The organism is Glycomyces sp. YM15 (genome assembly GCF_016918015.1).
Lineage (GTDB): Bacteria > Actinomycetota > Actinomycetes > Mycobacteriales > Micromonosporaceae > Glycomyces.
This window is the reverse complement of sequence record NZ_JAERMK010000010.1, coordinates 181,641-206,090: the sequence shown is the minus strand read 5'-3', so window position 1 is coordinate 206,090 and position 24,450 is coordinate 181,641. Positions and strand designations below refer to the sequence as shown.

Sequence of the window (24,450 nt, the reverse complement as noted above, 5' to 3'; positions counted from 1 at the left end):
CCCCCCCCCCCCCCCCCCTTCTCGTTCGCCGTCAGAGGTCGAAGTGGCAGGCGACCTTGTGGCCGCTCGCCGCCTCGCGCCATTCCGGTTCGACCTCGGCGCAGATGTCCTCCGCCCACGGGCAGCGGGTGCGGAAGCGGCAGCCCGACGGCGGGTTCGCAGGCGACGGCAGGTCGCCCTTGAGGATGATCCGCTCCCGGTTCGCCTCGAGCTCCGGATCCGGTTGCGGGACGGCCGAAAGCAGGGCCTTCGTGTACGGGTGCCTCGGGTGCTCGTAGATGGTCTCCGAGTCCGCCTCCTCCACCAGTTTGCCGAGGTACATGACCCCGACCCGGTCCGAGAGGTGGCGCACCACCGCGAGGTCGTGCGCGATCACCAGATAGGTGAGCCCGAACTCGTCCTGGAGCTCGTCCAGCAGGTTCATCACCTGCGCCTGGATCGAGACGTCCAAGGCGCTCACCGGCTCGTCGCACACGATCAGGTCCGGGCGCAGCATGAGCGCACGCGCGATCCCGAGACGCTGGCGCTGGCCGCCCGAGAACTCGTGCGGGAAGCGCTCCAGGACCGACTTCGGCAGGCCCACCGCGTCGAGCGTCTCGACCGCGAGCTTCCGGCGCTCGGCCTTCGACCCGACCCCGTGGACCTTCAGCGGCTCCGACAGGAGCATGTCCACATTGTGCCTGGGGTTGAGCGAGCCGAGCGGGTCCTGGAAGACCATCTGCATCCTGGACCTGAAGCGGCGCAGGCGCTCGCCCTTCATCGCGGTCACCTCGTCGCCGCCGAGCCGTACGCGGCCCGCGGTGGGCTCCTCCAAGCGCAGCACGGCCCGACCGAATGTGGTCTTGCCGCAACCGGACTCGCCCACGAGGCCGTACGTGCCGCCCGAGTCGATCTGGAGGCCGACCCCGTCGACCGCCTGGACGTGGCCCACCGTGCGCTCCACGACGATGCCGCGCCGGATCGGGAAGTGGACCTTCAAGTCCTCGACCTCGAGCAGCGGCGCCGGAGCGGAGGTGGGCGGGTCCGGTTCCTCAGTGCGCTGGGCCGGGACGTGCGGCTCGGTCTGCTCAGTGCTCATGCGACCTCCTCGGCCATGACGCAGCGGTGGGCGTGCACGGCCCCGACGAGCGCGGGTTCGCCCTCGACGCAGGACGCGGCGACCCGGTCGCAGCGGGGCGCGAACGCGCACCCGTCGTGCCAGCGGATCACATCGGCGATCGACCCGCGGATCGGCGTGAGCGGCTCGTGGATCGGGAGGTCCAGTCGCGGGATCGAACCGAGCAGCCCGATCGTGTAAGGATGCGTGGGCCGGGCGAACAGCTCGCGCACCGGCGCGGACTCGACCACGCGGCCCGAGTAGAGCACGTTCACCTCGTCGCAGATCCCGGCCACCACGCCTAGGTCGTGCGTGATCATGAGCAGCGCCGTGCCCTCGGTCTCCACGAGGTCCTTGAGGAGCTCGAGGATCTGCGCCTGGATCGTGACGTCGAGCGCCGTGGTCGGCTCGTCGGCGATCAAGAGCCTCGGGGCGCAGGCGACCGCGATCGCGATGAGCACGCGCTGGCGCATGCCGCCCGAGAGCTGGTGCGGGTACTCCTTCAGGCGGCGGGCAGGGTCGGGGATGCCGACGCGGTCGAGCAGGTGCGCGGCCTCCTTCGACGCCTTGTCGCCCTTGAGGCCCCGGTGGCGTTCGAGGACCTCGGTGATCTGCCTGCCGATGGGTACGACCGGGTTGAGGCTCGACAGCGGGTCCTGGAACACCATCGCGAGGTCCTTGCCGCGGCGGCGGCGCATCGCTGCCGGGGCGAGCGAGAGCAGGTCGGTGCCGTCGAAGACGGCCCGGCCGTCGACGTCGGCGCCGCCGCGGCTGCGGCCGCCCGAGGCCGTGATCGACTGCGGTGCGGCCGTGGTCGCCTTGAGTCCGCTGCCGACGGGCTCTGCTGCCGCGGCCGGGACGGGCCGGCGGGCCCTGCGGCCGCGGCCCTTCGGGAGCAGCCCCATGATCGCGAGGCTCGTCACCGATTTGCCGCAGCCGGACTCGCCCACGAGCCCGACCACCTGGCCTTCTGCGACCGAGAAGGAGACGCCGTCGACGGCGGTGGACGCCCCGAAGGCGACCCGCAGGTCTTCGACTTCAAGCAGCGCCATTACTCCTGCCTCCTCAGCCTCGGGTCGAGCGATTCGCGCATGGCCTCGCCCAGGAGGGTGAAGCCGAGCGCCGTGACGATGATGCCGACGGCCGGGTAGATCGCCAGTTGCGGTGCGCCGGAGAGGAACCGCTGCGCGTCGGCGAGCATCGTCCCCCATTCGGCGCTGCCCGGGTCGGGGTTGCCGAGGCCCAGGTAGGAGAGCGCGGCGGCCTCGATGATCGCCGTGGCGAGCACGAGCGTCGCCTGCACGATGACCGGGCCGAGCGAGTTCGGCAGGATGTGCGAGACCACGATCCGTCCCTTGGGGACGCCGATGGCGATCGCCGCGAGCACGTAGTCCGAGTGGGCCTGCGCCAGCATCGAACCGCGCAGCAGGCGCGCGAAGATCGGGATCTGCGCGACCCCGACCGCGATCATGACCGTGCGCAGCGACGGCCCGAGCAGGGCCGCGACGCTCAACGCCAGCAGCAGCATCGGGATCGCCAGCGCGACGTCGACCGAGCGCATGATGACGGCTTCGACGCGTTCGCCCCAGCGGCCGCCGAAGGTGCCCGCAGCGGCGGCGACGCCGCCGATGCAGGCGCCGGCGATGAAGCCGATGAAGGTGGCGACGACGCCCACGAGCAGGGTCTGGCGGGCGCCGACGATCATGCGGGAGAACATGTCCCGGCCCAGGTGGTCGAGGCCGAACCAGTTCTCCGGGCGCGGCCCGGGGAAGATGTTCCGGTTGAGGAAGACCTCGCGGCCCCAGGTCTGCGCCGTGGGGTCGTAGGGGGCGACCCAGGGGCCGACGACGGCGACGAGCACGAAGAGGCCCACGATGATCGCGCCGGTGATCGCCATGGGCGAGCGGCGCATGCGCCGGATCGACTGGCGCCACAGGGAACCGGTCTTGGCGTCCCGGGCGGTGGCGGTGGCCTCGATGAGCCGGTCGAGCTTCTCGATTTTCGCGATGGTCATTTGCGCACCCGCACTCTCGGGTCGAGCAGGCCGTACGAGAGGTCCACTAGGAGGTTGATGACCACGTAGAACACGGCGATGACGAGGATGAAGCCCATGAGCGCGGGGTAGTCGCGCTCGGTGGTCGCCTGGTAGACGAACGAGCCGATGCCGCCGAACGCGAAGACGCTCTCGGTGAGGACCGCGCCGGCGAAGAGGCTGCCGAGGAGGAGGCCGATGATCGTGGCGATCGGGAGCATCGCGTTGCGCATGACGTGGCGGCCGCGGACGGTGGAGGGCTTGAGGCCCTTGGCGTCGGCGGTGCGGACGTAGTCCTCGCCGACGACGTCGAGCACGCTCGCGCGGGTGATGCGGACGATGACCGCGAGCGGGATCGAGGAGAGCGCGATCGCGGGCAGGATCAGGTGTTTGACCGCGTCCCAGGCGATGTCGAACTCGCCGGTGATGATCCCGTCGAGTACGCGCAGGCCGGTCACGTCGGTGAAGTCGGCGCCCGCGGTGAGCCGGAACGTGGTCGGCAGCCACCCGAGCTCCTGCGCGAACACCACTTTCAGCATGGCGGCCAGGAAGAAGATCGGGATGCAGGTCCCCAGCAGGGAGCCGGAGACGGTGCCGAAGTCGAGCCAGGTGCCGCGGCGTTTGGCCGCGAGGTACCCGAGCGGGATGCCCAGGCCGACGGCGATGAGCATGGCGGCCAGGGAGAGTTCGACGGTGGCGGGCAGGCGTTCGGCGAGTTCCGTCGCGATCGGTCGCCCGCTCGACAGCGAGGAGCCGAAGTCGAGGCGGACGATGCGTCCGAGGAACTCGCCGTACTGGGTCCAGACGGGTTCGTCCAGGCCCAGGGCGGCCCGCAGCGCCTCCCGCTGGCTGTCCGTGGCGTTCTCGGGGAGCAGCCGGTTCTCGGGTCCGCCCGGGAGGGCTTTGAACCACGCGAACAGGAGCAGTGAGAGTCCCAAGAGCGCCACGGACAACTGCAGGAGGCGCTTAACGGTGTAGCGCAGCATATTCGGCTGTGATCGTTCCGGTCAGGAGGCGGTGGTGAAGTAGACCTGCGAGAAGTCCTCCCGCGTGAGCGGGGAGACGTCCGGCGGGTACACGTTGGCCGCGAAGGCGATCGAGGGCGGCGAGGACGAGATCGGCAGGCCCGGGAGCTCCTCCATCACGGCATCGTTCGCGGCCTTCCACAGTTCGACGCGCTTGGCTTCGTCGGGTTCGGTGTTCGCCGCGGCGATCGCGTCGAAGACCTCTTGGTTGTCGAAGCCCCATTCGGTGGACTCGGTGGCGAACCAGGTGCCGAGGAAGTTGTACGGGTCGGCGAAGTCGCCGGTCCAGCCGAGGAGGTACAGCGGGCATTCGCCGGAGCGGGTGGTCGGGATGTAGTCGACCCACGTGATCGGCTTGGCCTCCACCGTGACTCCCGCGTTCTGCAGGTCGGAGGAGATCATGTCGAAGATGTCCTTCGGCGCCGGCATGTAGGGCCGGGTGACGTCGGTGGGGTAGCAGAAGGTGATGGTGAGGTCTTCCGCGCCCGCGTCGGCGAGCATCTGCTTGGCCTTCTCGGCGTCGTAGTCGTAGGTGGCGACGTCCTCGGAGTAGCCCTCGAGGCTCGGCGGGATGAACTGCGTGGCGACCATGCCGCCGGCCGGGAGCACCGAGTTGACGATGCGTTCGCGGTCGATGGCGTAGGAGAGGGCTTCGCGGACGGCGTGGTCTTCGAGCGGCGAGTGGCTCTGCGTGTACGCGAGGTACAGCAGGTTGAAGACGCCGCGGACGGGGACCTGGTAGCCGGCCTCGATGAGTGCCTGCGCGTCGGCGGGGGCGGCGAGGTCGTAGCCGTGGATGTCGCCGGCTTCGAGCGCCTGGCGGCGGGCGGTCTCGTCCGAGATGGTCTTGAAGATGATCGTCTTGACCTTCGCCTTTTCGCCGAAGTAGTCGTCGAAGCGGGTGAGGACGACCTCTTGCGAGCTGTGGTCCCAGTTCTCGAGCATGTACGGCCCGGTGCCGGCGAGGGTGCCGACGGTCTGGGTGTACTCCGGCAGCGGGGAGTCGGCGGTGGGGATCGCGGCGTCGGCGACGGCGTCGATCGAGGCCGGGCTGATGATCGAGAGCGATTCCAGGGTGAACGCGCCGGGGAAGCTGGAGGTGTACTTGCTCAGGCTGATGGTGGCGTCGAGGCCGTCTGCGGTGCAGCCCTTGTAGATCGATTCGGTCTCGATACCCATGGCCGGGTCGTTCTCGGCGAAGCCGCCGAACACCGACGAGTAGTAGTAGGTGAAGTTCGGGGACTGGTAGCCGCCCTTGAAGTTCGCCCAGCGTTCGAAGTTCTTGCACACGGCGGCGCCGTCGAGGGGCTGTCCGTCGTGGAAGGTCACGCCTTCACGCAGGTGGAACGTCCACTCGGTGCCTGCTTCGTTCTGCTCGTAGGACTCTGCGAGACCGGGGACGGTGTCGGTGCAGTCGGCGTCGAGGAGCGTGTCGAAGACCTGGCGGTTGACGCGGAAGGTCTCGCCGTCGGAGGCGAGGATCGGGTCGAGGCTGGTCGGGTCGCCTGGGGTGCCGAAGACGAACGGCTGCGATTCGTTCGCGGCCGCATCGGCCTCGGGGACTTCGCCGCTGCGTTCAGGGCATGAGAAGTCGAAGTCCTCGGCGGTGTCGGCGTCACCGCCGCCGTCGCCGTCGGATCCGCAGGCGGTGAACAGGCCCAATGCCATTGCGGCGCCTGCCGCTGCGGCCAAGGCGCGCCTGGTTGGGGTAGGTGGCGTACGCATAGGTTGTCTCACCCGTCGGTCGTTGGGTATTCGGAGGTAGAGACAGCCTAAGTCCAGGTGAGTTACACCACTGTTAAGCGTTATATGATCGTGACCGTTTCGGCGAATATTGTTACCCAAATCGTAAGGATCGCGACGAGTGAAACCCGTTGCGCCGCAAGGGAACCGAAAATCAGTACGCTTGCGGCGCCGTCGCGGCAAGAATCCTGCCCATTACAGTCCGCAGTGCCCCAACGGATTCGGGTTCGCGCTAGTCGACGTCGCGGCGGCCCGAGAACGCCCGGCCGAGCGTCACCTCGTCCGCGTACTCCAGATCGCCGCCGACGGGGAGACCGCTGGCGAGCCGGGTCACCTTGAACCCCATGGGTTTGATGAGCATCGCGAGATACGTGGCGGTCGCCTCGCCCTCCGTGTTCGGGTCGGTGGCGAGGATCAGCTCCTTGGTCTCTCCTGATTGGAGACGGATCATGAGCTGGCGGATGCGCAGGTCGTCCGGGCCGATGCCCTCCAGCGGATTGATCGCGCCGCCCAGCACGTGGTACCGGCCGCGGAACTCGCCGGTGCGCTCGATCGCCAGGACGTCCTTGGGCTCCTCGACCACGCAGATGAGCGCCTCGGACCGGCGCGGGTCGCGGCAGATGCCGCACTGCTCCGCCTCGGTGACGTTGCCGCAGATCTCGCAGAAGCGCACCTGGGCCTTGACGCGCTCGAGCGCCGACGTGAGGCGCTCGACGTCCGCGCTCTCGGAGGCGAGCAGGTGGAAGGCGAGCCGCTGGGCGCTCTTCGGCCCGATGCCCGGGAGCTGCCCCAGCTCTTCGATGAGGTCGCCCAAAGCCCCGTCGTACAAGGATCTCTCTTTTCCTGCGGCTCGTTCACGGTCAGTGCGGGGTGGTGGCGCGATCGCGCCGAAGGGTTGCGGCTCCGCGACCTACATGCCGGGGAGGCCGAGGCCGCCCGACATGCCGCCGAGGGCGTCGCCGAGCGGGCCCATCTTCTCGGCCGCGAGGCGCTTCGCATCCGCGTTGGCGGCCTGGACCGCGGCGAGGATGAGGTCTTCGAGGGTCTCGACGTCCTCGGGGTCGACCGCCTTCGGGTCGATCTTGACGCCCTTCAGCTCACCGTCGCCGGTGACCGTGGCGCTCACGAGTCCGCCCCCGGCCGAAGCCGTGACCTCGGACTCGGCCAGCTCGGCCTGGGCCTGCATCATGTCGGCCTGCATCTGCTGCGCCTGCTGCAGCATCTTCTGCAGGTCGCCTCCTGCGAACATGTCCATGTCACTCCTCGCCCTCGGCTCGGGTCTCCTAGGTCTCCCGCCAGCCTAACCGCCCGTCCTGACACACCCCTGCCAAGCCACCCGCCCCCGCATGTAGGGCACAGTGCCGGTTCGGAGACTTTGAAAACCCCGGAAAGGTGCTACTGATATGACCGGGAAAACGGTACTGAACACAGCGAGCCCCGCTCAGTGCACGAAGCAGTGCGACGGGCCGGGAATCCATTCGACACACCGTGCAACCAGCTGCCTTCCAAAGCTAGGGAAGTATAATTATGGGAACTATACTTCCGCAAAATTCTCCGAGGTAGACCGTGATCGCGAAGCCGATGGACATGTTCGACAGAGATCGGGAGTGGGAAGCGCTCACCCACTTCGCCACCACCGCGCAGCCGAACGCCACGCTCGGAGTGGTCTCCGGGCGACGGCGCCAGGGCAAGACCTTCCTCCTGGAAGCGCTCTGCGCGGAAACCGGCGGCTTCTTCTTCTCCGCGGAGGAGTCGACCGAAGCCGAATCGCTGCGACACCTGTCCGCGGTCTACGGAGCATTCATCGGCTCGGCCGCGCCGATCAGCTTCACCGACTGGCGCCAGGCGATCGACGCACTGCTCGCGCTGGCCGGGGACCGCGAGATTCCCGTGATCATCGATGAGTTCCCCTACCTCGTGCGATCGAGCCCGTCGCTGCCGTCGGTACTTCAGGCGGCGTTGTCACCACGCCGCGCCGAGCGACTCGCGTCCAGGGCGCGAATGCTGCTGTGCGGGTCGGCGATGTCCTTCATGGGCGCATTGCTGTCCGGTTCAGCCCCGCTTCGAGGTCGCGCCGGCCTGGAGCTCGTCGTCCATACACTCGACTACCGGCTCGCGGCAGAGTTCTGGGGCATCACCGATCCGGCACTTGCGGTGAAGGTCAATGCGATCGTCGGTGGGACGCCCGCTTACCGACGCGAGTTCGTGGCCGACGACGTTCCCGCGAGTCCGACCGACTTCGACCAGTGGGTGCTGCGAACCGTGCTCAACCCGGCGAGCCCGCTGTTCCGCGAGGCCAGGTACCTGCTCAGCGAGGAGCCCGGGCTGCGCGACATCGGGCTCTACCACTCAGTGCTGGCGGCGGTGGCCTCAGGAAAATGCACTTCGGGCGGCATCGCGACCTATGTAGGACGGAAGACCAGCGACATCACGCACCCCTTGTCGGTCCTGCAGGACAGCGGCCTGCTGCGCCGCGACGCCGACGCATTCCGCGCCAACCGATCCGTGTACCGCATTGCCGAGCCGCTGATCACGTTCTACGAGGCGATCATGCGCCCGGACTGGAGGGCCTGGGAGCACGGCCGTGACAGTGCGGGACGGTGGCAGGAGCTTCAGCACCGGTTCCACGGCAACGTGATCGGACCGCACTTCGAGGAGATCTGCCGGACTTGGGCGCTCGACTACGCGCCGCCTGGAAGCCTAGGGGGAAGGGTGAGCCGAGTGGCTTCCGGTGTGGTGAACGATGCCGAGCGCCGGACAACGCACGAAGTCGACCTGGCCGCCTTCGGAACGAGCAACGACGGCGGAGAAACGTTGCTGGCCATTGGCGAGGCGAAGTGGAACGACATCATGGGTTTGGGCCACCTTGACCGCCTCCGCCGCATCCGCATGCTCCTCGCGAACACGAGGCGCTTCGACACCAGCGAGACCCGCCTGGTGTGCTTCAGCGGCGCCGGATTCAACGAGGCACTGCAAGCAGAAGCGGCCGCCAACGACGACATCGTGCTCGTCAAGCTGAACGACCTTTACCCCCCTGCGGACTTGCAAGGGTTTCGGTCCTAGACGGTGAGCTTCTTGGCGCCGAAGGCGGTGGTCAGGAGTTTCACGGCCTGCTCCTCGCTCGTGCCGAAGCCGCCCGGGGCGACCGGGTCGTCCGGGCTCGGTTCGTCGTAGTCGTCCGCCGGCGGCTCCTCGAAGGACTCCGCGGCGGGCGCGGCGGCTTGACGGGACGGCGTGCGCTGCGGTCGCGCGCTGGGCGCGGCGGGCGCGGGGGCTCTGGGCGCCGGGCTAGGCGCCGGTCCCGTCCCCGCTTTTGGGAGGCTCGCGGCCTCCCCCACCTCGCACCGGATCTTCCAACTGCCGCCGAGCACCTCGTTGAAGACGCCCACGACGATCCCGTACGCGGGTTCCTTCTGCAGGTTCTCGGCGTGGAAGGCGTGCTTGAACGCGAGCACCACCTCCTTGTCGGTGGCGTCCGCGATCGTCGCGTCCTGCAGCAGCGCCGCGGTGGTGCGCTTCTTGTCCTTGACCGCCATCATGATCCGGTCCCACTGGCGCCGGATCGACGCGGCCGTCACGCCGCCGCCGTCGTACGCGGGCTCGTGGGCCGGGGCCGGTTCGGGAGCCGGGACGGGTTCGGCGTCGGCACGGTCGTCAGCGGCCCAGTCGCCCGCGGGGGCCGCGACCGGCTCGGGCGCGGCCGTCGGCTGCGGTGGGTTCGCTTGCGGGGCTTCGTCTTCCCAGGGCGGGACGGAAGCCTGCTCGTTCCGCTGGGCCGGTGCGGTAGGCGCCGGGGCAGGAGCGGGTTCGTCGGCCGGGCTCGGCGCCGGGGCCTCGGCGGACCGCGCCAGCGCGGCGCGCGCCGCCGCAGCGCCGGTCGCGCCGCCGAGCGCCGCACCGCTCGGGGCTTCGCGCACGGGCGCGGCGAACGCGGCTCCGGCCGCGCGCTGCTCGAGGGTCTCGAGGCGCTGCGTGAGGCCGGCCATCGATTCGTCCGAGCCGGGCAGGATCGCGCGCACGCACGCGAGTTCGAGCAGGAGCCGCGGCGCGGTCGCGCCGCGCATCCCGGCGAGTCCGGCGGCGATGACCTCGGCCATGCGCGTGAGCGTGGAGGTGCCCATGCGGGTGGCCTGGCTGGTCATCTTGGCGAGCTGGTCGGCGGGCGCGTCGACGAGTCCGGAGGAGCCCGCGTCGGGCACCTGGTGGAGGACGATGAGGTCGCGGAGGCGTTCGAGGAGGTCGCCGGCGAATCGGCGGGGGTCGTGGCCGCCTTCGACGACGCGTTCGACCACTTCCATGACCGCGCGTCCGTCGGCGGCGGCGAAGGCCTCGCACATCTCGTCGAGGAGTCCGGCGTCGGTGACACCGAGGAGTCCGGCGGCCCTTTCGTAGGTGACGCCTTCGGGTCCGGCGCCGGCGATGAGCTGGTCGAGGACGGAGAGGGTGTCGCGGGCGGAGCCGCCGCCGGCGCGGACGACGAGGGGGAGCACGTCGTCGGCGACGATCGCGCCCTCTTCGTCGCAGAGTCTGCGGCAGAGTTCGCGCATGGCGGGCGGGGCGATGAGCCGGAACGGATAGTGGTGGGTGCGCGAGCGGATGGTCGGGAGGACCTTGTCCGGCTCAGTGGTCGCGAAGATGAAGAGGACGTACTCGGGGGGTTCTTCGACGAGCTTGAGCAGGGCGTTGAAGCCTGCGGCGGTGACCATGTGGGCTTCGTCGATGATGTAGATCTTGAAGCGCGAGTCGACCGGGGCGAAGACGGCGCGTTCACGCAGCTCGCGGGCGTCGTCGACGCCGCCGTGGCTGGCGGCGTCGATCTCGATGACGTCGACCGAGCCGTGCCCGTCGGCGGCGAGCGCCTTGCAGGAGCGGCATTCGCCGCAGGGCTCGGGGGTGGGTCCCTGGGCGCAGTTGAGGGAGCGGGCGAGGATGCGGGCCGAGGAGGTCTTGCCGCAGCCGCGGGGCCCGGAGAACAGGTAGGCGTGGTTGAGGCGCCCGGCGCGGATGGCGTTGATGAGCGGTTCGGTGACGTGCTCCTGGCCTACGACCTCGGCGAAGGTCTGCGGCCGGTATTTGCGGTACAGCGCGAGTGCCACGTCATCCTCCTGCTGGCCGGGGCTCTTCCGTTCCTGCCAGGGTACGGCCTGGGTCCGACATCCGGCGGCGCGACCGGTGGAGTTGGTGCGGGCGGCACAGCTCGCGTCTCCGGGTGACGTCCGATGTCGCGAACTCCCCGATTTCGGGCGCCTGGAGGGGTGGCCTCGCTCACGTGCAAGCGGTATCCTCTAACGTACCAACGCATTTAAACGTTTCAATTTAAGGAGTTCCCCCTTGCGCACTCCCGCTCCACCTCGCCAGAGGCGAAGACTGGCCCGATGGTTCGCCGCGGCCCTCGTCACCGTCTGCACCGCCGCGGGCCTCACCGCCATCACCGCCGCTCCGGCCGCCGCCGTCGAGACCAACACCTGGTACCGGATCGTCAACGACTACTCCGGCCTCGCCGTCAGCATCGAAGGCGCCTCCACCACCGCGGGCGCGAAATCCGTGCTCGCCACCGCCTCCAGTGCCACCAACCAGCAGTTCCGCTTCGTGGACTCGGGGGGCGGCTACTACCGGATCCAAGCCCGGCACTCGAATCAGGTACTCGACGTCTACGCCAAGTCCACCGCGAACGGCGCCGACGTCGTCCAGTGGTCCGACAACGGCGGCACCAACCAGCAGTGGCAGGTCAACACCCAGTCCGACGGCAGCGTCGAACTCGTGAACCGCAACTCCGGCAAGGCCCTCGACAACTGGGAGCGGGCCACCAGCGTGGGCAGCCGCGTCTCGCAGTACACCCGCAACAACGAGGAGACGCAGCACTGGAAGCTCGTGCCCGTCGAGACCGGCGGCACGACCGGCAACGGCTCCCTCACCGACCCGAACGTGCAGTACTACGGCCGCTGGAACACCACCAACGCGTCCTGGTACACCATGGGCTGGGCCGGCGGCTACGTCGAGACGACCTTCACCGGCGCCTCCATCGGCGTCAAGCTCCGCAACACCATCGACATGTACTACTCGATCGACGGCGGCAACGAGACGTGGATGCGGAACGTCTCCGGCAACGTCACGGTCAGGAGCGGTCTGAGCGGCACGCACAGCATCAGGATCGGCTTCCGCGAACGCGCCGGCTCCTACAACGGCGACCCGGCCTTCGGCGGGTTCATCCTCGCCTCGGGCGGCGCGACCACCGGGACCACGCGGCCGGCCGACTTCATCGAGTTCATCGGCGACTCGATCACCGTCGGCCAGCCGAACGGCAACCGGCCCTTCACCGCCTACGGCTACCTGGTCGGCGACAACCTGAACGCCGGCCACACGCAAGTGGCCCAAGGCGGTGCGTGCCTGGTGAGCACCTCAGACGGCTGCTACGGGATGATGAACTGGTTCCGCCGCTCCTCGGCGTTCGTCAACACCGACGACTGGGACTTCTCCCGCTACCAGGCCACCGCCGTGGTCATCAACCTGGGCACCAACGACGTCGGACACGGCGTCAGCGGAGCCCAGTTCCAGCAGAACTACATCGTGATGCTCGAACGCGTCCGCCAGGCCTACCCGAACGCGCACATCTTCGCGATGGAGACGTTCCGGGGCCGCTACAGCACCGAGACCCAGACGGCGGTGAACACCCGTGTCAGCGCGGGCGACGCGAAGGTCCACTTCGTCGACACGACCGGCTGGCTCCCCGACTCCGGCGACCTCGTCGACAGCGTGCACCCCAGCGACCAGGGACACCTGAAGATCGCGAACCGGCTGACACCCATCATCGACCAGTACCTCTAGCGAACCGGACCCACGAATCGGCGCCCGCCCCGCAGTACCGAACGCACTGCGGGGCGGGCGCCCTGTCCTACTGCGCCGCAAGGGCTTCCGTCGGCGCGAGCCGGGACGCCCGGATCGCCGGGTAGAGCCCCGCGACCGCGCCGATGAACAGCGTCGCACCCACGCCGCCCACGCTCGCCCAGTACGGCACCACGGCGGGCCAGCCCTGCGAGGACGCGTACCCCGCGGTCACCACGGTGCCGATGAGCACCCCGCCCAGGCCGCCGAGCGCGCTGAGCAGCAGCGACTCCGCGAGGAACTGCGTCCGGACCTGGCCCCGCGTCGCACCGAGCGACCGCCGCAGCCCGATCTCGCTGCGACGCTCCAGCACCGAGATCACCATGGTGTTCGCGACCCCGACACCGCCGACGAGCAGCGCCACCGCGCCGAGCCCCAGCAGCATCCCGGTGAACGCGCTGTCCACGGCCTGCTGCGCCTCGAGGGCGTCAGAGGGACGCGACACCGACATCTCATCGGGCGCGGACGGATCGGCCGTCGCCGCGAGCACGCCCGCGACGTCGAGCACGTACGCCTCCTCGGTACGGGTGTACACAGTGGTCGCGTGCCCGTCGAAGCCGAGATACGACGCCGCGGACTCCCAGCCGATCAGGACCGTCAGATCGAGCTCCGGAGCGAGCACCACCGGCTCCAGCACGCCCACCACCGAGAACCACTGACCTCCGATGTAGACCTCCGCGCCCGCGCCGGTGATACCCAGCTGCTCGGCGGCGCTCGAACCGAGCACCACCGCCGGGTACATCGACGTGGCCTCGTTGAGCCACGCCCCGTCCGCGAGCTCCGCGCCCACGGTCTCGAGCATCGCGAGTTCGGCGGCGCACACGGTCATGCCGCCGCTCTGCCCCTCGGGAATCCGGTCGTTGCGGTACACGTTCGCCTCCGGCACCTGACCGACCGCCGCGACCTGCGTGACCGGCGCGATCCGGCCGATCATCGACACCGCCTCGTACGGCAGCACCCCGACCTCGCCGCTCATCATCGACGTGCCCGGCGAGACCGTCAGCAGGTTCGTGCCGAGCGCGGCCAACTGCCGGTCGAGCTCGGACCGGCTCGACGAGGAGATCCCGACGACCGCGATCATCGCCGCGATCCCGATCGCGATCCCCAACGCGGACAACCAGGCCCGCAGCGGACGCGTGCGCAGACCGGTGGCCCCGACCCGCAGCACGTCCCCCGGCCGCATCCGCGCGGCCCGCAGCGACTTCGCCGATGGTTCGGCCGAAGACGCCCGCAACGACCGCATCCGACGGGAGCCCTTCGGCGGCGGGGGAATCGGCGGAGGCGGCCAACCGCCCGGCGGCGGCTCATCGCCCGGTCCCCTTGGCGGCGTGTCCATTCAGACCACCTCTCCGTCCCGCATCGCGACCTGCCGCGGCAGCGACGCCGCGATCTCCTGGTCATGTGTGATGACCACGACGGTCGTCCCGGCCTCGTGCAGCTCATGCAGCAGCGCCATCACGCCGGAGCCTGACACCGAGTCGAGGTTCCCCGTCGGCTCGTCCGCCAGCAGCACCGCAGGCTCGCCCACGATCGCCCGCGCCACCGCCACACGCTGCCGCTCACCGCCCGAAAGCTCGTTCGGCAAGTGGTCCAAGCGATGCGCGAGCCCCACCTTCTCCAAGGCCTCAGCGGCACGCGCCCGCCGGTCCGGCCCGCGCCGCCCCGAGTAGAGCAGCCCGTCGGCGACGTTGTCGAGCACCTGCTGCCCCACCGCGAGATGGAACTGCTGGAACACGAACCCGATCCTGGTGGCCCGCAACGCGGACAACTGCTTGTCGCGCAGCCGCGCCACATCGAACCCGTCGATCCGCACCGTGCCCTCGCTCGGCCGGTCCAGCGTGCCGATGAGATGCAGCATCGTCGACTTGCCCGAACCCGAAGGGCCGACGATCGCGCACATCTCCCCAGCGTCGATCCGCAGCGAGACGCCGCGCAGCGCCCGCACCCCGCCCGGATAGGTCTTCGAGACCCCGTGGAGCTCCACCACCGGCCGCGGCCCCACGGGCACCGCCTCGGCCGCCGCCTCCGCGATCGCGCTCATGACGGCACCACCACGGCCATGCCCGCTTCCAGGCCCTCGCCGCTCACTTCCACCGAGCCGTCGGCGAACAGCCCCGTGTCGACCGCGATCACCTCGGTCGTGTCACCGTTCGCGATCTCCAGGCCGTACCCGCCCTCGCCGAGACCCAGCAGGGCCTCGACCGGGACGGTCAGCACGTCCTCCGCGGTGTCCCCGGCGAACCCGACGTCCACCGCGGCCTGGTCGAGCCCGTCGAACACCGCCGGATCGTCAGCGGCGACCGTGACCTCCAGGTAGGTGGTCGCCTCAGTGCCGCTCCGGGTCTCGTCCTCGCTCACCAGGGTCTCGGAGTCGGCGATGGTCCCGGCCGCCTCGGTGCCGTCGGGGAGCGTGATCGCCACGGCCTCGCCGACGGCGACCAGCTCCTGGTCCTCCAATTCGACCTCCACCGTGACGACCTTGTCGAGGCCCGTGTAGTCGAGGACCGGCGAGCCCTGCCGCACCGGATCGCCCGGTTCGGCACCCACCGCGTCGACTCTCACTTCACCCGGGGCGTAGACGATCTGCCCGAGCTCGACCATGCCCGTCTCGGTCAGGCCGAGATCGTCCTGCCACTCCTTCACCGCCCCGGCGGTCGCATCCGTGTACTCATCGTCCACAGTGAACCCGTCATAGCCGAGCTTCGACAGGTTCTCCTCGAACTGCTCCACATCGGCGCCTTCGGCGCCCGGCGTCAGGGACCGGTAGGCCGGCAGGCTCCCGTACAGGAGCGTCACCGGATTGGCGTCGACCGCGAACAGCTCGCCGCCGCGCCCGATCACCTCCCCCGCCTTGGGCAGCGACGTGAACGTGCCGCTGAGCAGGCAGTCCAGGCCGATCACATCGCCGAAGCCGAGATCACCGGAAACGGTGACCGTCTCGGTGAGCGTCCGCTGCACGACCTCGGCCGTCGCCGGAGTCTCCGGTGCCGCACCGGCTTCGGCCTCTTCGAAGAACGCGCGCGGATCGAATCCGAGAGCGGCCGCCGTCGCCCCGGCCGCGGCGATCACGACGGCCGTCACGGCCACGACCTTTCCGGCACCGCCCTTGCGGCGCTTGCGGGTCATCACTCGTCCTCGCTGTCGTTCTCAGCGCCGGGACCTTGGGGACGCAGATCCTCGCACGCCTTTTCGGCGGCCTGGAACTCTTCGCTCTGGGGGTCGAAGCCCATATCGCCGTTCATCATGATGCCGCCATTGGGCTGCGGGTCCGGGAACTCCGCGATCCCGTTCTCCCGCATGCACTCCGAATAGCCGAGCAGCGCCTCGTAGATCTCCGGGTCGAGCGTCGCGTCCTCCCCCGGCCCCGGCATCATGTCCTCGCAGGCCTCCTCAGCGGCCTTGAATTCCTCGTCCTGGGGGTCGATGCCCTCGGGCAGGGAGAGACTGATCCCGCCGCCGTTCTGCTCCGGGTCGGGGAAGTCCGCGACGCCGTTGTCCCGCATGCACTCCGAGTAGGCCAGCGCCTCCTCGAAGCCGTCCAGCTCCGCTGCGTCCTCCGCGGAGGCGGACTCGGTGGCGGTGCCGTCGGCGCTGGCCACGCCGCCGCCGCCGTCGTCGTCGGTGCAGGCCGCGGCCGATAGGGCCAACAGCCCCAAGAGGAGTGCGATCGTGTGTCGCCGCATGGCAATTCGTCCTTTCTTCGCCGCCGGGGAGGTCCCTGCGGCAGGATCAGTACAGTCGCGGCGGCATTGCCCGGCCGTAAGCCGAATCGGCAATGCCGCGGCAATGCCGGGCACGCCATGATGAGCGCATGAGAATCCTGGTGGTGGAGGACGAGCCGCTGCTCGCCGATGCCGTGGCCGAATGGCTGCGCGGCGAGTCGCACGCGGTCGACATCGCGTTCGACGGAGCGGCGGCCCTGGAGCGGTTCGGCGTGAACGACTACGACGTGGTCGTCCTCGACCGCGACCTGCCCGGCGTGCACGGCGACCAGGTCTGCCGCGCGATCGCCGCCGAGCAGGGCGACACACGCGTGCTCATGCTGACCGCCGCCTCGGACATCGACGACCGCGTCACCGGGCTCTCCCTCGGCGCGGACGACTACCTGCCGAAGCCGTTCGCGTTCCGGGAGCTCGCCGCCCGCGTCGCCGCCCTCGGCCGCCGAGCCAGGCCCGCCGCGCCGCCGGTCCTCGAACGCGCCGGCATCTCCCTCGACACGCACCTGCACCAGGTGTTCCGCGACGGGCGATACGTGCCGTTGTCCCGCAAGGAGTTCGCGGTCCTCACCGAGCTGCTCCGCGCCGACGGCGCGCCCGTCTCGGCCGAGCAGCTCCTGGAGAAGGCCTGGGACGAGCACACCGACCCGTTCACGCAGGCCGTGCGCATGACCATCCTCAAGCTCAGGCGCAAACTCGGCGACCCGCCGGTGGTCCTGACCGAACCCGGAGTGGGGTACCGGATCTCATGAGGCGCCGCTTCCGACTCACGCTCCGGGCCCAGTTGACGCTCGTCTACGGCGGGCTGTTCATCGCCGGGGGCACGCTGCTCCTGGTGCTCACGTACAGCCTCGTCGAGCAGGCCGTCCCCGACGAGAACCAGATCTTCCAGAACGTCTACGGCAGCACGGAGGGCCCGCCGCTCCCCACGACCGATGACGGGGTGTTCGTCCAATCGCAGGACTTCAGGATCCTCGTCACCGGCAAGGTCTGGTCTGCAGCCCTCAACGCGATCCGGAACCAGGGACCGCAGGCGCTCCTGCTGGTCAGCCTCGGCACGATCGCCATCGGATGGATCGTGGCCGGGCGGATGCTGCGGCCGCTGCAACGGGTGACGGACACCGCCGCCGAGATCGCCGAATCGCCTGCGGCCGACAAGGGCCTGCACCGGCGCATCAAGGTCAGCGGTCCCCGCGACGAACTCCGCGAGCTCTCCGAGACGTTCAACCGGATGCTGGAGCGCCTCGACCAGTCCTTCGACGGCCAGCGGGCGTTCATCTCCAACGCCTCCCATGAGCTGCGCACCCCGCTGACCGTGACCCGCGCGCTCCTCGAGGTGGCCGTGCACCGCCAGGACGCGTCCGCGGACCTGCGGCTGCTGGGCGAGACACTGCTCGAGGTGAACTCCCGTCACGAGCGGCTGATCGAGGGCCTCCTGCTGCTCATGCGATCCGACCGCGAACTCGCCGAGCGCTCCTATGTAGACCTCTCGGACGTGGCCGAGTACGTGGTCGCCCAGACTCCTTCGGGAGGGGTCGCCGTGACCGCCGAATGCGAGGAGGCCCCGACGCAGGGCGAGCCGGTCCTCCTGGAGCGCCTGGTGCAGAACCTGGTCGAGAACGCGATCCGCTACAACACCGGCGAGGACGGCTGGGTGACCGTCACGACCCGCCGCGACGGCGCCACCGCGGTCCTGGAGGTCGCCAATTCGGGCCCGGTGGTCCCCGCCTTCGAAGTGGAGGGTCTCTTCGAGCCCTTCCGCCGCTTCGGCACCGAACGACTCGCCACCGCGTCTCAGGGCGCCGGACTCGGCCTCTCCATCGTCAGGGCCGTCGCCAAGGCCCACGGTGGAGAAGCCACCGCCACAGCCCGCCCGGAAGGCGGCCTGACCGTCACGGTGAGACTCCCGGGGGTCTCGGACTGATGGGGGAACGAAAAAGACCCCGGGAGACCGGGGTCTTTCTGCTTGAGCCGCCTAACGGAATCGAACCGTTGACCTATTCATTACGAGTGAATCGCTCTACCGACTGAGCTAAGGCGGCGGGGTCCCTCACACACCCGACAGAGCTCGCTTATCCTTGCTGCCTTCCGGCCCTGGGGAGGTTCACAAGATGACGCCGCATGAGGGACGGGCGAAAGTCTACCCCACTCGAACGCCGCCGCCGAACCGGGAGCGCCCCCTGGGTAGTCGAGGTCACGCGACCCGCTCGCCTTCCGAGCGCGCGCAATGCAACCCAGGTCACCACCCGTTACCCAGTTGGAGGCGCTTCCGATCGTCGGGTAAGGTACTCCGCGGAGGATTCGCATAGTGGCCTAGTGCGCACGCTTGGAAAGCGTGTTGAGTGAAAGCTCTCAGGGGTTCGAATCCCCTATCCTCCGCCACTGGCCAACAGCCAAGACGCCGGAGCTGCACTTTCGTGCAAGCCCCGGCGTTTTTTCGCGTGGGTCTCGATAAGGGTCCCGGCTACCGCTGCGCGGCCTGCTCGCCTCCCGGCGAGGCCGCTGCGGCACGGCTCGCGGGACCGAGCGGAGGTCCATGGCAGCCGCATCGGCTCCCGGGCGGGGCCGGGCTCAGCGTCCGGTGGGGACCACCACGACCGGACAGGAAGCGTGCTGGATGCAGTGGTAGCCGACCGAGCCCAGGAGCGCCCCGCGAAACCCGCCGTGACCGCGGTTCCCGAGCACCAGCAGATCGGCGTCTTCGCCGCGTTCGATCAGCACGGTGGCGGGGTGGCCGTACTCGACGGTGCGGATCACCTCGTCCGTCTGTTCACCGGCCGCCCGGGCGACGGCCTGCGCCAGTGATCGCTCGCCCTCGGCCAGAAGATCCTCGAATGGTGGGATCGTCATCGCCATGCCGAGGGAGGTCGTGGTGTCCAGCACCAGCACCGCCTCCACCTGCGCCCCGGCCAGTTCGGCCTGCCGCAGCGCCCAGCGCAGCGCCTGCACCGACGATGCCGAACCGTCCACGCCGACCACGATGCGCCCAGGGGCACGCTCTCGCTTCATCATGTCTGCCCTCCTGCGGGCGCTCACGGGTCAGTCCTGGTCGTTGAGGATGGTGCTCCCGGCCGTCGCACCGCCGTCGGCGACGAATTCGCAGCCGGTCGAATAGGTGGCTTCCACGGCGATGAACTCCGCCATCGCGGCGATCTCCTCGGGCGTACCGAAGCGCGCGATCGGCTGCGCGGCCGCGATCGCCTCGTCCATCTCGGCGGTCATGGGCGTGCGGATCGGCCCGGGATGGATGGAGCAGACACGGATGTGATCGCGCCCGAGTTCGAGGGCGGCGGTCTTGGTCAGGCCGCGCAATCCCCACTTGCTCGCCGTGTAGGCGCCCAAGTCGGCGTATCCCATGAGCCCAGCGGTCGAGGAAACGTTGATCACGACGCCACCGCCGGCCCGGCGAAGCGACGGGACGACCGTGTGCATGCCGAGCCAGGCGCCGTACAGATTGACCTCGAACACGGCGCGGAACGCTTCGGGCTCCTGATCCGCGATGCCGCCCGTTCGGAGGATTCCGGCATTGTTGACCAGTACGGACACCGGCCCGAATGCTTGCTCGGCCGCGGTCAGAACGGCCTCCCAACTGCGGGCGTCGGCGACGTCGAGCGGCTCGAACCGCGCTGAGGCGCCGAGCTGGTCCGCCAGGCGCTCGCCTTCGAGATGCTGAACGTCCCCGATGGTGACGGTCGCTCCTTCGTAGGCGAACCGGCGGGCGATCGCGGCACCGATGCCGCGCGCCCCTCCGGTGACGATCGCGTTGCGTCCGGTCATGCTCCCCACGGCGTTCTCCGTTCTGTGGCGCTCCGCCGAGCGGTCGGCTCGCACGAGGCGGTGGAGGCCGTGGCCGACACCGACCGCGCGGCCCGCCACAGGCCTCCCGATTCAGCATTCCAACTCCCGCGGGGCCGCAGGGCCAAACCGAGGAAACCGGAACACTGCCCGGCGTGTCGTGTGTTGGCGAGGGGAATGCGGGCCGCCGCGGCATGGCCGGCCGACACGGACGCTGAGGGCCGACGTCGGCCGGCCCTCAAGCGATCACGGCCTTTCAGTCCTTCGCTCGTACCACGACGACCGGGCAGGCGGCGTTGGTGACGCAGTGGAGACTGACCGAGCCGAGAAGCGTTCCGGTGAAACCGCCGCGCCCCCGGCTGCCGACGACCAGCAGGTCAGCCTTCTTCGAATGCTCGATCAGCACTTTCGGCGCATAGCCCATGTCGGCGATGCGCTCCACCTCGAGATCGCGGCGGCCGCCGAGCTCCCGATCGACCGACTCGTTCACCGCCTGCTCGGCCTTAGCCGCGAAATCCTCACCCGGTAGCACCGCCAGCGGTGCTCCGTACGAGGTCGGCGTCTGCCAGGCGTGGACCGCCTCGATCCTCGCGCCGGTCCGTTCCGCGTACCGCAGCGCCCACCGCAGTGCCCGCATCGACGTGGGTGAACCGTCGATACCGACGACGACTCGCTCCTGCCTCACCTCGGCCATCCGAACCTCCTCGTTCAGGCCTCCCAGCATTCCCTAAAAAGCATCGGCAAGGTCCGAGTTGCCTTCATCCGGGGCGGGGCGCGGCTTCGTCCGGGCACATGAAAGGGGCGGGACCTCGCGGTCCCGCCCCTGTTCGCTCTGTCGGCCTCCGCGGTTAAGCGGCGCCTCCCTGGCCCACCTGGCCGCCTCGCGGCCCGGCGCCCGGGCTCTTCGGCGGCATGGTGCCCGTGCCCGCTCCCGGGCTCTTGGGAGCCCGCTCGCCGGCCAGCTCGGCCGGAGGCGTGTCCGGCACGCCCGCGGGCTTGTCGGCGCCCCTGAACGTCAGGTGCGTCTTCTCGACGTCCTTCGGGTCGCCGTCGACGTCCACGATGACGATCTGGCCGGGCGTGAACTCGTTGAAGAGGATCTTCTCCGAGAGCGTGTCCTCGATCTCGCGCTGGATCGTGCGACGCAGCGGCCGCGCGCCCATGACCGGGTCGTAGCCCTTGTGCCCCAGGTACAGCTTCGCGTTGTCCGTGAGCTCCAGGGCCATGTCGCGGTTCGCGAGCTGGTCCTCGATGCGCTTGACCATCAGGTCGACGATCGCGACGATCGCCTCCTGCGTGTGCTTCGGGAACACGATGGTGTCGTCGATGCGGTTCAGGAACTCGGGGCGGAAGTGGTTCTTCAGCTCCTCCGAGACCTTCTCCTTCATCCGGTCGTAGTCGCCGCCCTCGGACGCGTCCGCCTGGAAGCCCAGCGACACGGCCTTGCCGACGTCCTTCGTGCCGAGGTTCGTGGTCAGGATCAGCACCGTGTTCTTGAAGTCGACGATGCGGCCCTGGCCGTCGGTCAGGCGACCGTCCTCGAGGATCTGCAGGAGCGTGTTGAACACGTCCGGGTGGGCCTTCTCGATCTCGTCGAACAGGACCACGCTGAACGGCTTCCTGCGGACCTTCTCGGTGAGCTGCCCGCCCTCGTCGTAGCCGACGTAGCCGGGAGGCGCACCGACGAGGCGCGAGACCGTGTAGCGGTCGTGGAACTCGGACATGTCCAGCTGGATCAGCGAGTCCTCGGAGCCGAACAGGAACTCCGCGAGCGCCTTCGCCAGCTCGGTCTTACCCACACCGGACGGGCCGGCGAAGATGAACGAGCCGGACGGCCGCTTCGGGTCCTTGAGCCCGGCGCGGGTGCGCCGGATCGCCTTGGAGACGGCCTTGACGGCGTCCTCCTGGCCGATGATGCGCTTGTGGATCTCCTCCTCCATGCGCAGCAGGCGGGAGGTCTCCTCCTCGGTCAGCTTGTAGACCGGGATGCCGGTCCAGTTCGCGAGGACCTCGGAGATCATCTCCTCGTCGACCTCGGTGACCTGGTCGAGGTCGCCGGCCTTCCACTCCTGCTCGCGCTTGGCGCGCTTCTCGTGGAGGCGCTTCTCGGTGTCGCGCAGACGCGCGGCGGCCTCGAAGTCCTGGGCGTCGATCGCCGACTCCTTCTGGCGTCGGGTCTCGGCGATCTCCTCGTCGATCTCGCGGAGGTCCGGCGGTGCGGTCATCCGGCGGATGCGCATGCGCGCGCCCGCTTCGTCGATGAGGTCGATGGCCTTGTCCGGCAGGAACCGGTCCGAGATGTAGCGGTCCGCGAGGGTCGCTGCCTGCACCAGGGCGCCGTCCGTGATGGAGACGCGGTGGTGGGCCTCGTAGCGGTCCCGCAGGCCCTTGAGGATCTCGATGGTGTGCGCCAGGGACGGCTCGGCGACCTGGATCGGCTGGAAGCGGCGCTCCAGGGCGGCGTCCTTCTCGAGGTACTTGCGGTACTCGTCGAGGGTGGTCGCGCCGATGGTCTGCAGCTCGCCGCGGGCCAGCATCGGCTTGAGGATCGAGGCCGCGTCGATCGCGCCCTCGGCGGCCCCTGCTCCGACGAGGGTGTGGATCTCGTCGATGAAGAGGATGATGTCGCCGCGGGTCTTGATCTCCTTGAGGACCTTCTTCAGGCGCTCTTCGAAGTCGCCGCGGTAGCGGGAGCCGGCCACGAGCGCGCCCAGGTCAAGCGTGTACAGCTGCTTGTCCTTGAGGGTCTCGGGGACCTCGCCCTTGGTGATCGCCTGCGCGAGGCCCTCGACGGCGGCGGTCTTGCCGACGCCGGGCTCGCCGATGAGCACCGGGTTGTTCTTGGTGCGGCGGGAGAGGACCTGCATGACGCGTTCGATCTCGCGCTGACGCCCGATGACGGGGTCGAGCTTGCCGTCGCGCGCGGCCTGCGTGAGGTTGCGGCCGAACTGGTCGAGCACGAGCGAACCGGACTGCTGCGCCTCCTGGGAGGTGCCGCCGGCGGTCGCGCCCGCGGGCTCCTTGCCCTGGTAACCGGAGAGCAGCTGCAGCACCTGCTGGCGCACGCGGTTGAGGTCCGCGCCGAGCTTGATGAGGACCTGGGCGGCGACGCCCTCGCCCTCGCGGATCAGGCCGAGCAGGATGTGCTCGGTGCCGATGTAGTTGTGACCCAGCTGCAGCGCTTCGCGCAGGCTCAGCTCGAGCACCTTCTTCGCCCGCGGGGTGAAGGGGATGTGCCCGGACGGGGCCTGCTGGCCCTGGCCGATGATCTCCTCGACCTGCTGGCGGACGCCTTCCAAGGAAATGCCCAGGCTCTCCAGGGCCTTCGCCGCCACGCCCTCGCCCTCGTGGATGAGGCCGAGCAGGATGTGTTCCGTGCCGATGTAGTTGTGGTTGAGCATCCTGGCTTCTTCTTGAGCCAAGACGACCACGCGTCGGGCACGGTCCGTAAACCGTTCAAACATGCGCTTCTGCTCCTCGCGTCCGCCGCTACTTGTCGTCGTTACTGGTCGTGGCTTGCAAAACCCTGTGGGTACACCTTATCTCCCGGGTCCGCGGACGACGGGTGCCACGTGGGTGACAACAAGCGTGCCTCTAAGACCATTCCCGGTGATAACAGGTTCGCTGTGAGCGCAATACCCGTTCCCCCGCCGCGGCAATCCAATGGTGCCCCACGGGTGCGACAGTCCGGCCGAATCCGCTGTCCCACGGGGAGGAACGGCGCTTCCGCCCGCTCAAGACGAAATGCCCGCCCTCCAGGGGAGAGCGGGCATCGAAGTCGGTTCGCGAGGCTGCCTGACTAGTTGTGCGCGGCGTTGTATTCCTCGACGATCGCCTGCGGGATGCGTCCACGGGGCGAGACGCGCTTGCCGCTGCGTTCGGCCCACTCGCGGATGGCCTTGTTCTGCTCGCGGTCCACGGTCTGGCGGCGCGGGGCGGCGGCGCCGCGGACCGGGCCGCGCGGGGCGCCCAGGCTGTAGCGGCCGAGTCGGGTGCCGGCCTCCTGGAACTTCTCCAAGGCGTCGCGCAGTTCCTTGGCGTGGCCCGCCGAGAGGTCGATCTCGTAGGCCTGTCCGTCGATAGCGAATTTGACGGTCTCCTCAGCCTTGCTGCCGTCGATATCGTCGATCAGGATGACCTGTGTCTTCTTCGCCATGGCAA

The 24,450-nt window shown here is 69.3% G+C and carries 20 protein-coding genes, 2 tRNA genes, 1 other RNA gene and 1 pseudogene; 5 read left to right on the top strand and 19 right to left on the bottom strand.

What is annotated here, in order from left to right; translation table 11 throughout:
- Positions 1-31: 31 nt before the first annotated feature.
- The 7 genes from JHY01_RS13360 to JHY01_RS13330 form a co-directional block, all read right to left on the bottom strand.
- A complete protein-coding gene (locus JHY01_RS13360) occupies positions 32-1,078 on the bottom strand; it encodes an ABC transporter ATP-binding protein (RefSeq protein WP_205326144.1) in 1,047 nt (348 codons plus the stop codon).
- Complete coding sequence (locus tag JHY01_RS13355) at positions 1,075-2,148, bottom strand: ABC transporter ATP-binding protein (RefSeq protein WP_205326143.1); 1,074 nt, start codon at positions 2,146-2,148, stop codon at positions 1,075-1,077. The genes JHY01_RS13360 and JHY01_RS13355 overlap by 4 nt, the downstream gene beginning before the upstream one ends.
- On the bottom strand, positions 2,148-3,110 hold the full coding sequence (locus JHY01_RS13350) for an ABC transporter permease (RefSeq protein ID WP_205326142.1): 963 nt from the start codon (positions 3,108-3,110) through the stop codon (positions 2,148-2,150). Before JHY01_RS13350 ends, JHY01_RS13355 begins: the two co-directional genes overlap by 1 nt.
- The gene (locus JHY01_RS13345) at positions 3,107-4,114 is read right to left on the bottom strand and encodes an ABC transporter permease (protein ID WP_205326141.1); all 1,008 of its coding nucleotides are present in this window, start codon (positions 4,112-4,114) and stop codon (positions 3,107-3,109) included. The genes JHY01_RS13350 and JHY01_RS13345 overlap by 4 nt, the downstream gene beginning before the upstream one ends.
- Before the next feature lie 21 nt (positions 4,115-4,135).
- Positions 4,136-5,821 carry an ABC transporter substrate-binding protein gene (locus tag JHY01_RS13340; protein ID WP_205326140.1) on the bottom strand — a complete coding sequence of 562 codons (1,686 nt, stop codon included), beginning with the start codon at positions 5,819-5,821 and terminating at the stop codon, positions 4,136-4,138.
- 307 nt (positions 5,822-6,128) lie between these two features.
- The gene (recR, locus tag JHY01_RS13335) at positions 6,129-6,725 is read right to left on the bottom strand and encodes a recombination mediator RecR (RefSeq protein ID WP_205326139.1); all 597 of its coding nucleotides are present in this window, start codon (positions 6,723-6,725) and stop codon (positions 6,129-6,131) included.
- An 81-nt stretch (positions 6,726-6,806) separates the two neighbouring features.
- The gene (locus JHY01_RS13330; protein ID WP_205326150.1) at positions 6,807-7,145 is read right to left on the bottom strand and encodes a YbaB/EbfC family nucleoid-associated protein; all 339 of its coding nucleotides are present in this window, start codon (positions 7,143-7,145) and stop codon (positions 6,807-6,809) included.
- Between the two features lie 338 nt (positions 7,146-7,483).
- Here JHY01_RS13330 and JHY01_RS13325 point away from each other — a divergent pair, with 338 nt between their 5' ends.
- Positions 7,484-8,959: an ATP-binding protein gene (locus tag JHY01_RS13325; protein ID WP_205326138.1), complete on the top strand. Its 1,476-nt coding sequence runs from the start codon at positions 7,484-7,486 to the stop codon at positions 8,957-8,959.
- Here JHY01_RS13325 and JHY01_RS13320 read toward each other — a convergent pair.
- Positions 8,956-10,992, bottom strand: a complete 2,037-nt coding sequence (locus tag JHY01_RS13320; RefSeq protein ID WP_205326137.1) for a DNA polymerase III subunit gamma and tau — start codon at positions 10,990-10,992, stop codon at positions 8,956-8,958. The genes JHY01_RS13325 and JHY01_RS13320 overlap by 4 nt on opposite strands.
- A gap of 235 nt (positions 10,993-11,227) precedes the next feature.
- Between JHY01_RS13320 and JHY01_RS13315 the strand changes: the two genes are divergently transcribed.
- On the top strand, positions 11,228-12,721 hold the full coding sequence (locus JHY01_RS13315; protein ID WP_205326136.1) for an RICIN domain-containing protein: 1,494 nt from the start codon (positions 11,228-11,230) through the stop codon (positions 12,719-12,721).
- 67 nt (positions 12,722-12,788) lie between these two features.
- Here JHY01_RS13315 and JHY01_RS13310 read toward each other — a convergent pair whose 3' ends face one another.
- The 4 genes from JHY01_RS13310 to JHY01_RS13295 all read right to left on the bottom strand — a co-directional run bounded on the left by JHY01_RS13310 (position 12,789) and on the right by JHY01_RS13295 (position 16,461).
- Positions 12,789-14,021: an ABC transporter permease gene (locus tag JHY01_RS13310; RefSeq protein ID WP_205326135.1), complete on the bottom strand. Its 1,233-nt coding sequence runs from the start codon at positions 14,019-14,021 to the stop codon at positions 12,789-12,791.
- Positions 14,022-14,114: 93 nt separating this feature from the next.
- The gene (locus JHY01_RS13305; protein WP_205326134.1) at positions 14,115-14,819 is read right to left on the bottom strand and encodes an ABC transporter ATP-binding protein; all 705 of its coding nucleotides are present in this window, start codon (positions 14,817-14,819) and stop codon (positions 14,115-14,117) included.
- Positions 14,816-15,904 (bottom strand): peptidoglycan-binding protein, encoded by a 1,089-nt coding sequence (locus JHY01_RS13300; RefSeq protein WP_205326133.1) that lies wholly within the window; start codon positions 15,902-15,904, stop codon positions 14,816-14,818. The genes JHY01_RS13305 and JHY01_RS13300 overlap by 4 nt, the downstream gene beginning before the upstream one ends.
- Positions 15,904-16,461 (bottom strand): hypothetical protein, encoded by a 558-nt coding sequence (locus JHY01_RS13295; RefSeq protein WP_205326132.1) that lies wholly within the window; start codon positions 16,459-16,461, stop codon positions 15,904-15,906. Before JHY01_RS13295 ends, JHY01_RS13300 begins: the two co-directional genes overlap by 1 nt.
- Positions 16,462-16,589: 128 nt before the next feature.
- On the opposite strand from JHY01_RS13295, the gene JHY01_RS13290 reads away from it, so the two are divergent.
- Positions 16,590-17,246 carry a response regulator transcription factor gene (locus tag JHY01_RS13290; protein ID WP_205326131.1) on the top strand — a complete coding sequence of 219 codons (657 nt, stop codon included), beginning with the start codon at positions 16,590-16,592 and terminating at the stop codon, positions 17,244-17,246.
- Complete coding sequence (locus JHY01_RS13285; protein ID WP_205326130.1) at positions 17,243-18,418, top strand: HAMP domain-containing sensor histidine kinase; 1,176 nt, start codon at positions 17,243-17,245, stop codon at positions 18,416-18,418. Before JHY01_RS13290 ends, JHY01_RS13285 begins: the two co-directional genes overlap by 4 nt.
- 45 nt (positions 18,419-18,463) lie before the next feature.
- Here JHY01_RS13285 and JHY01_RS13280 read toward each other — a convergent pair.
- A tRNA-Thr gene (locus JHY01_RS13280) sits at positions 18,464-18,536 on the bottom strand.
- An RNA gene (ffs, locus tag JHY01_RS13275) (signal recognition particle sRNA small type) lies at positions 18,534-18,627 on the bottom strand. Before ffs ends, JHY01_RS13280 begins: the two co-directional genes overlap by 3 nt.
- A gap of 161 nt (positions 18,628-18,788) precedes the next feature.
- On the opposite strand from ffs, the gene JHY01_RS13270 reads away from it, so the two are divergent.
- Positions 18,789-18,876, top strand: a tRNA-Ser gene (locus JHY01_RS13270).
- 189 nt (positions 18,877-19,065) lie between these two features.
- Here JHY01_RS13270 and JHY01_RS13265 read toward each other — a convergent pair.
- The 5 genes and pseudogenes from JHY01_RS13265 to JHY01_RS13245 form a co-directional block, all read right to left on the bottom strand.
- Positions 19,066-19,506, bottom strand: a complete 441-nt coding sequence (locus JHY01_RS13265; protein ID WP_205326129.1) for a universal stress protein — start codon at positions 19,504-19,506, stop codon at positions 19,066-19,068.
- A 27-nt stretch (positions 19,507-19,533) separates the two neighbouring features.
- Positions 19,534-20,271, bottom strand: coding sequence for an SDR family NAD(P)-dependent oxidoreductase (locus JHY01_RS13260; protein ID WP_240192738.1), 738 nt, complete (start codon positions 20,269-20,271; stop codon positions 19,534-19,536).
- Between the two features lie 274 nt (positions 20,272-20,545).
- A complete protein-coding gene (locus tag JHY01_RS13255; RefSeq protein WP_205326127.1) occupies positions 20,546-20,983 on the bottom strand; it encodes a universal stress protein in 438 nt (145 codons plus the stop codon).
- Between the two features lie 259 nt (positions 20,984-21,242).
- A pseudogene (locus JHY01_RS13250) lies at positions 21,243-23,753 on the bottom strand (ATP-dependent Clp protease ATP-binding subunit); the annotation flags it as partial.
- Between the two features lie 335 nt (positions 23,754-24,088).
- The gene (locus JHY01_RS13245) at positions 24,089-24,445 is read right to left on the bottom strand and encodes an Lsr2 family protein (RefSeq protein WP_205326125.1); all 357 of its coding nucleotides are present in this window, start codon (positions 24,443-24,445) and stop codon (positions 24,089-24,091) included.
- Positions 24,446-24,450: the final 5 nt, after the last annotated feature.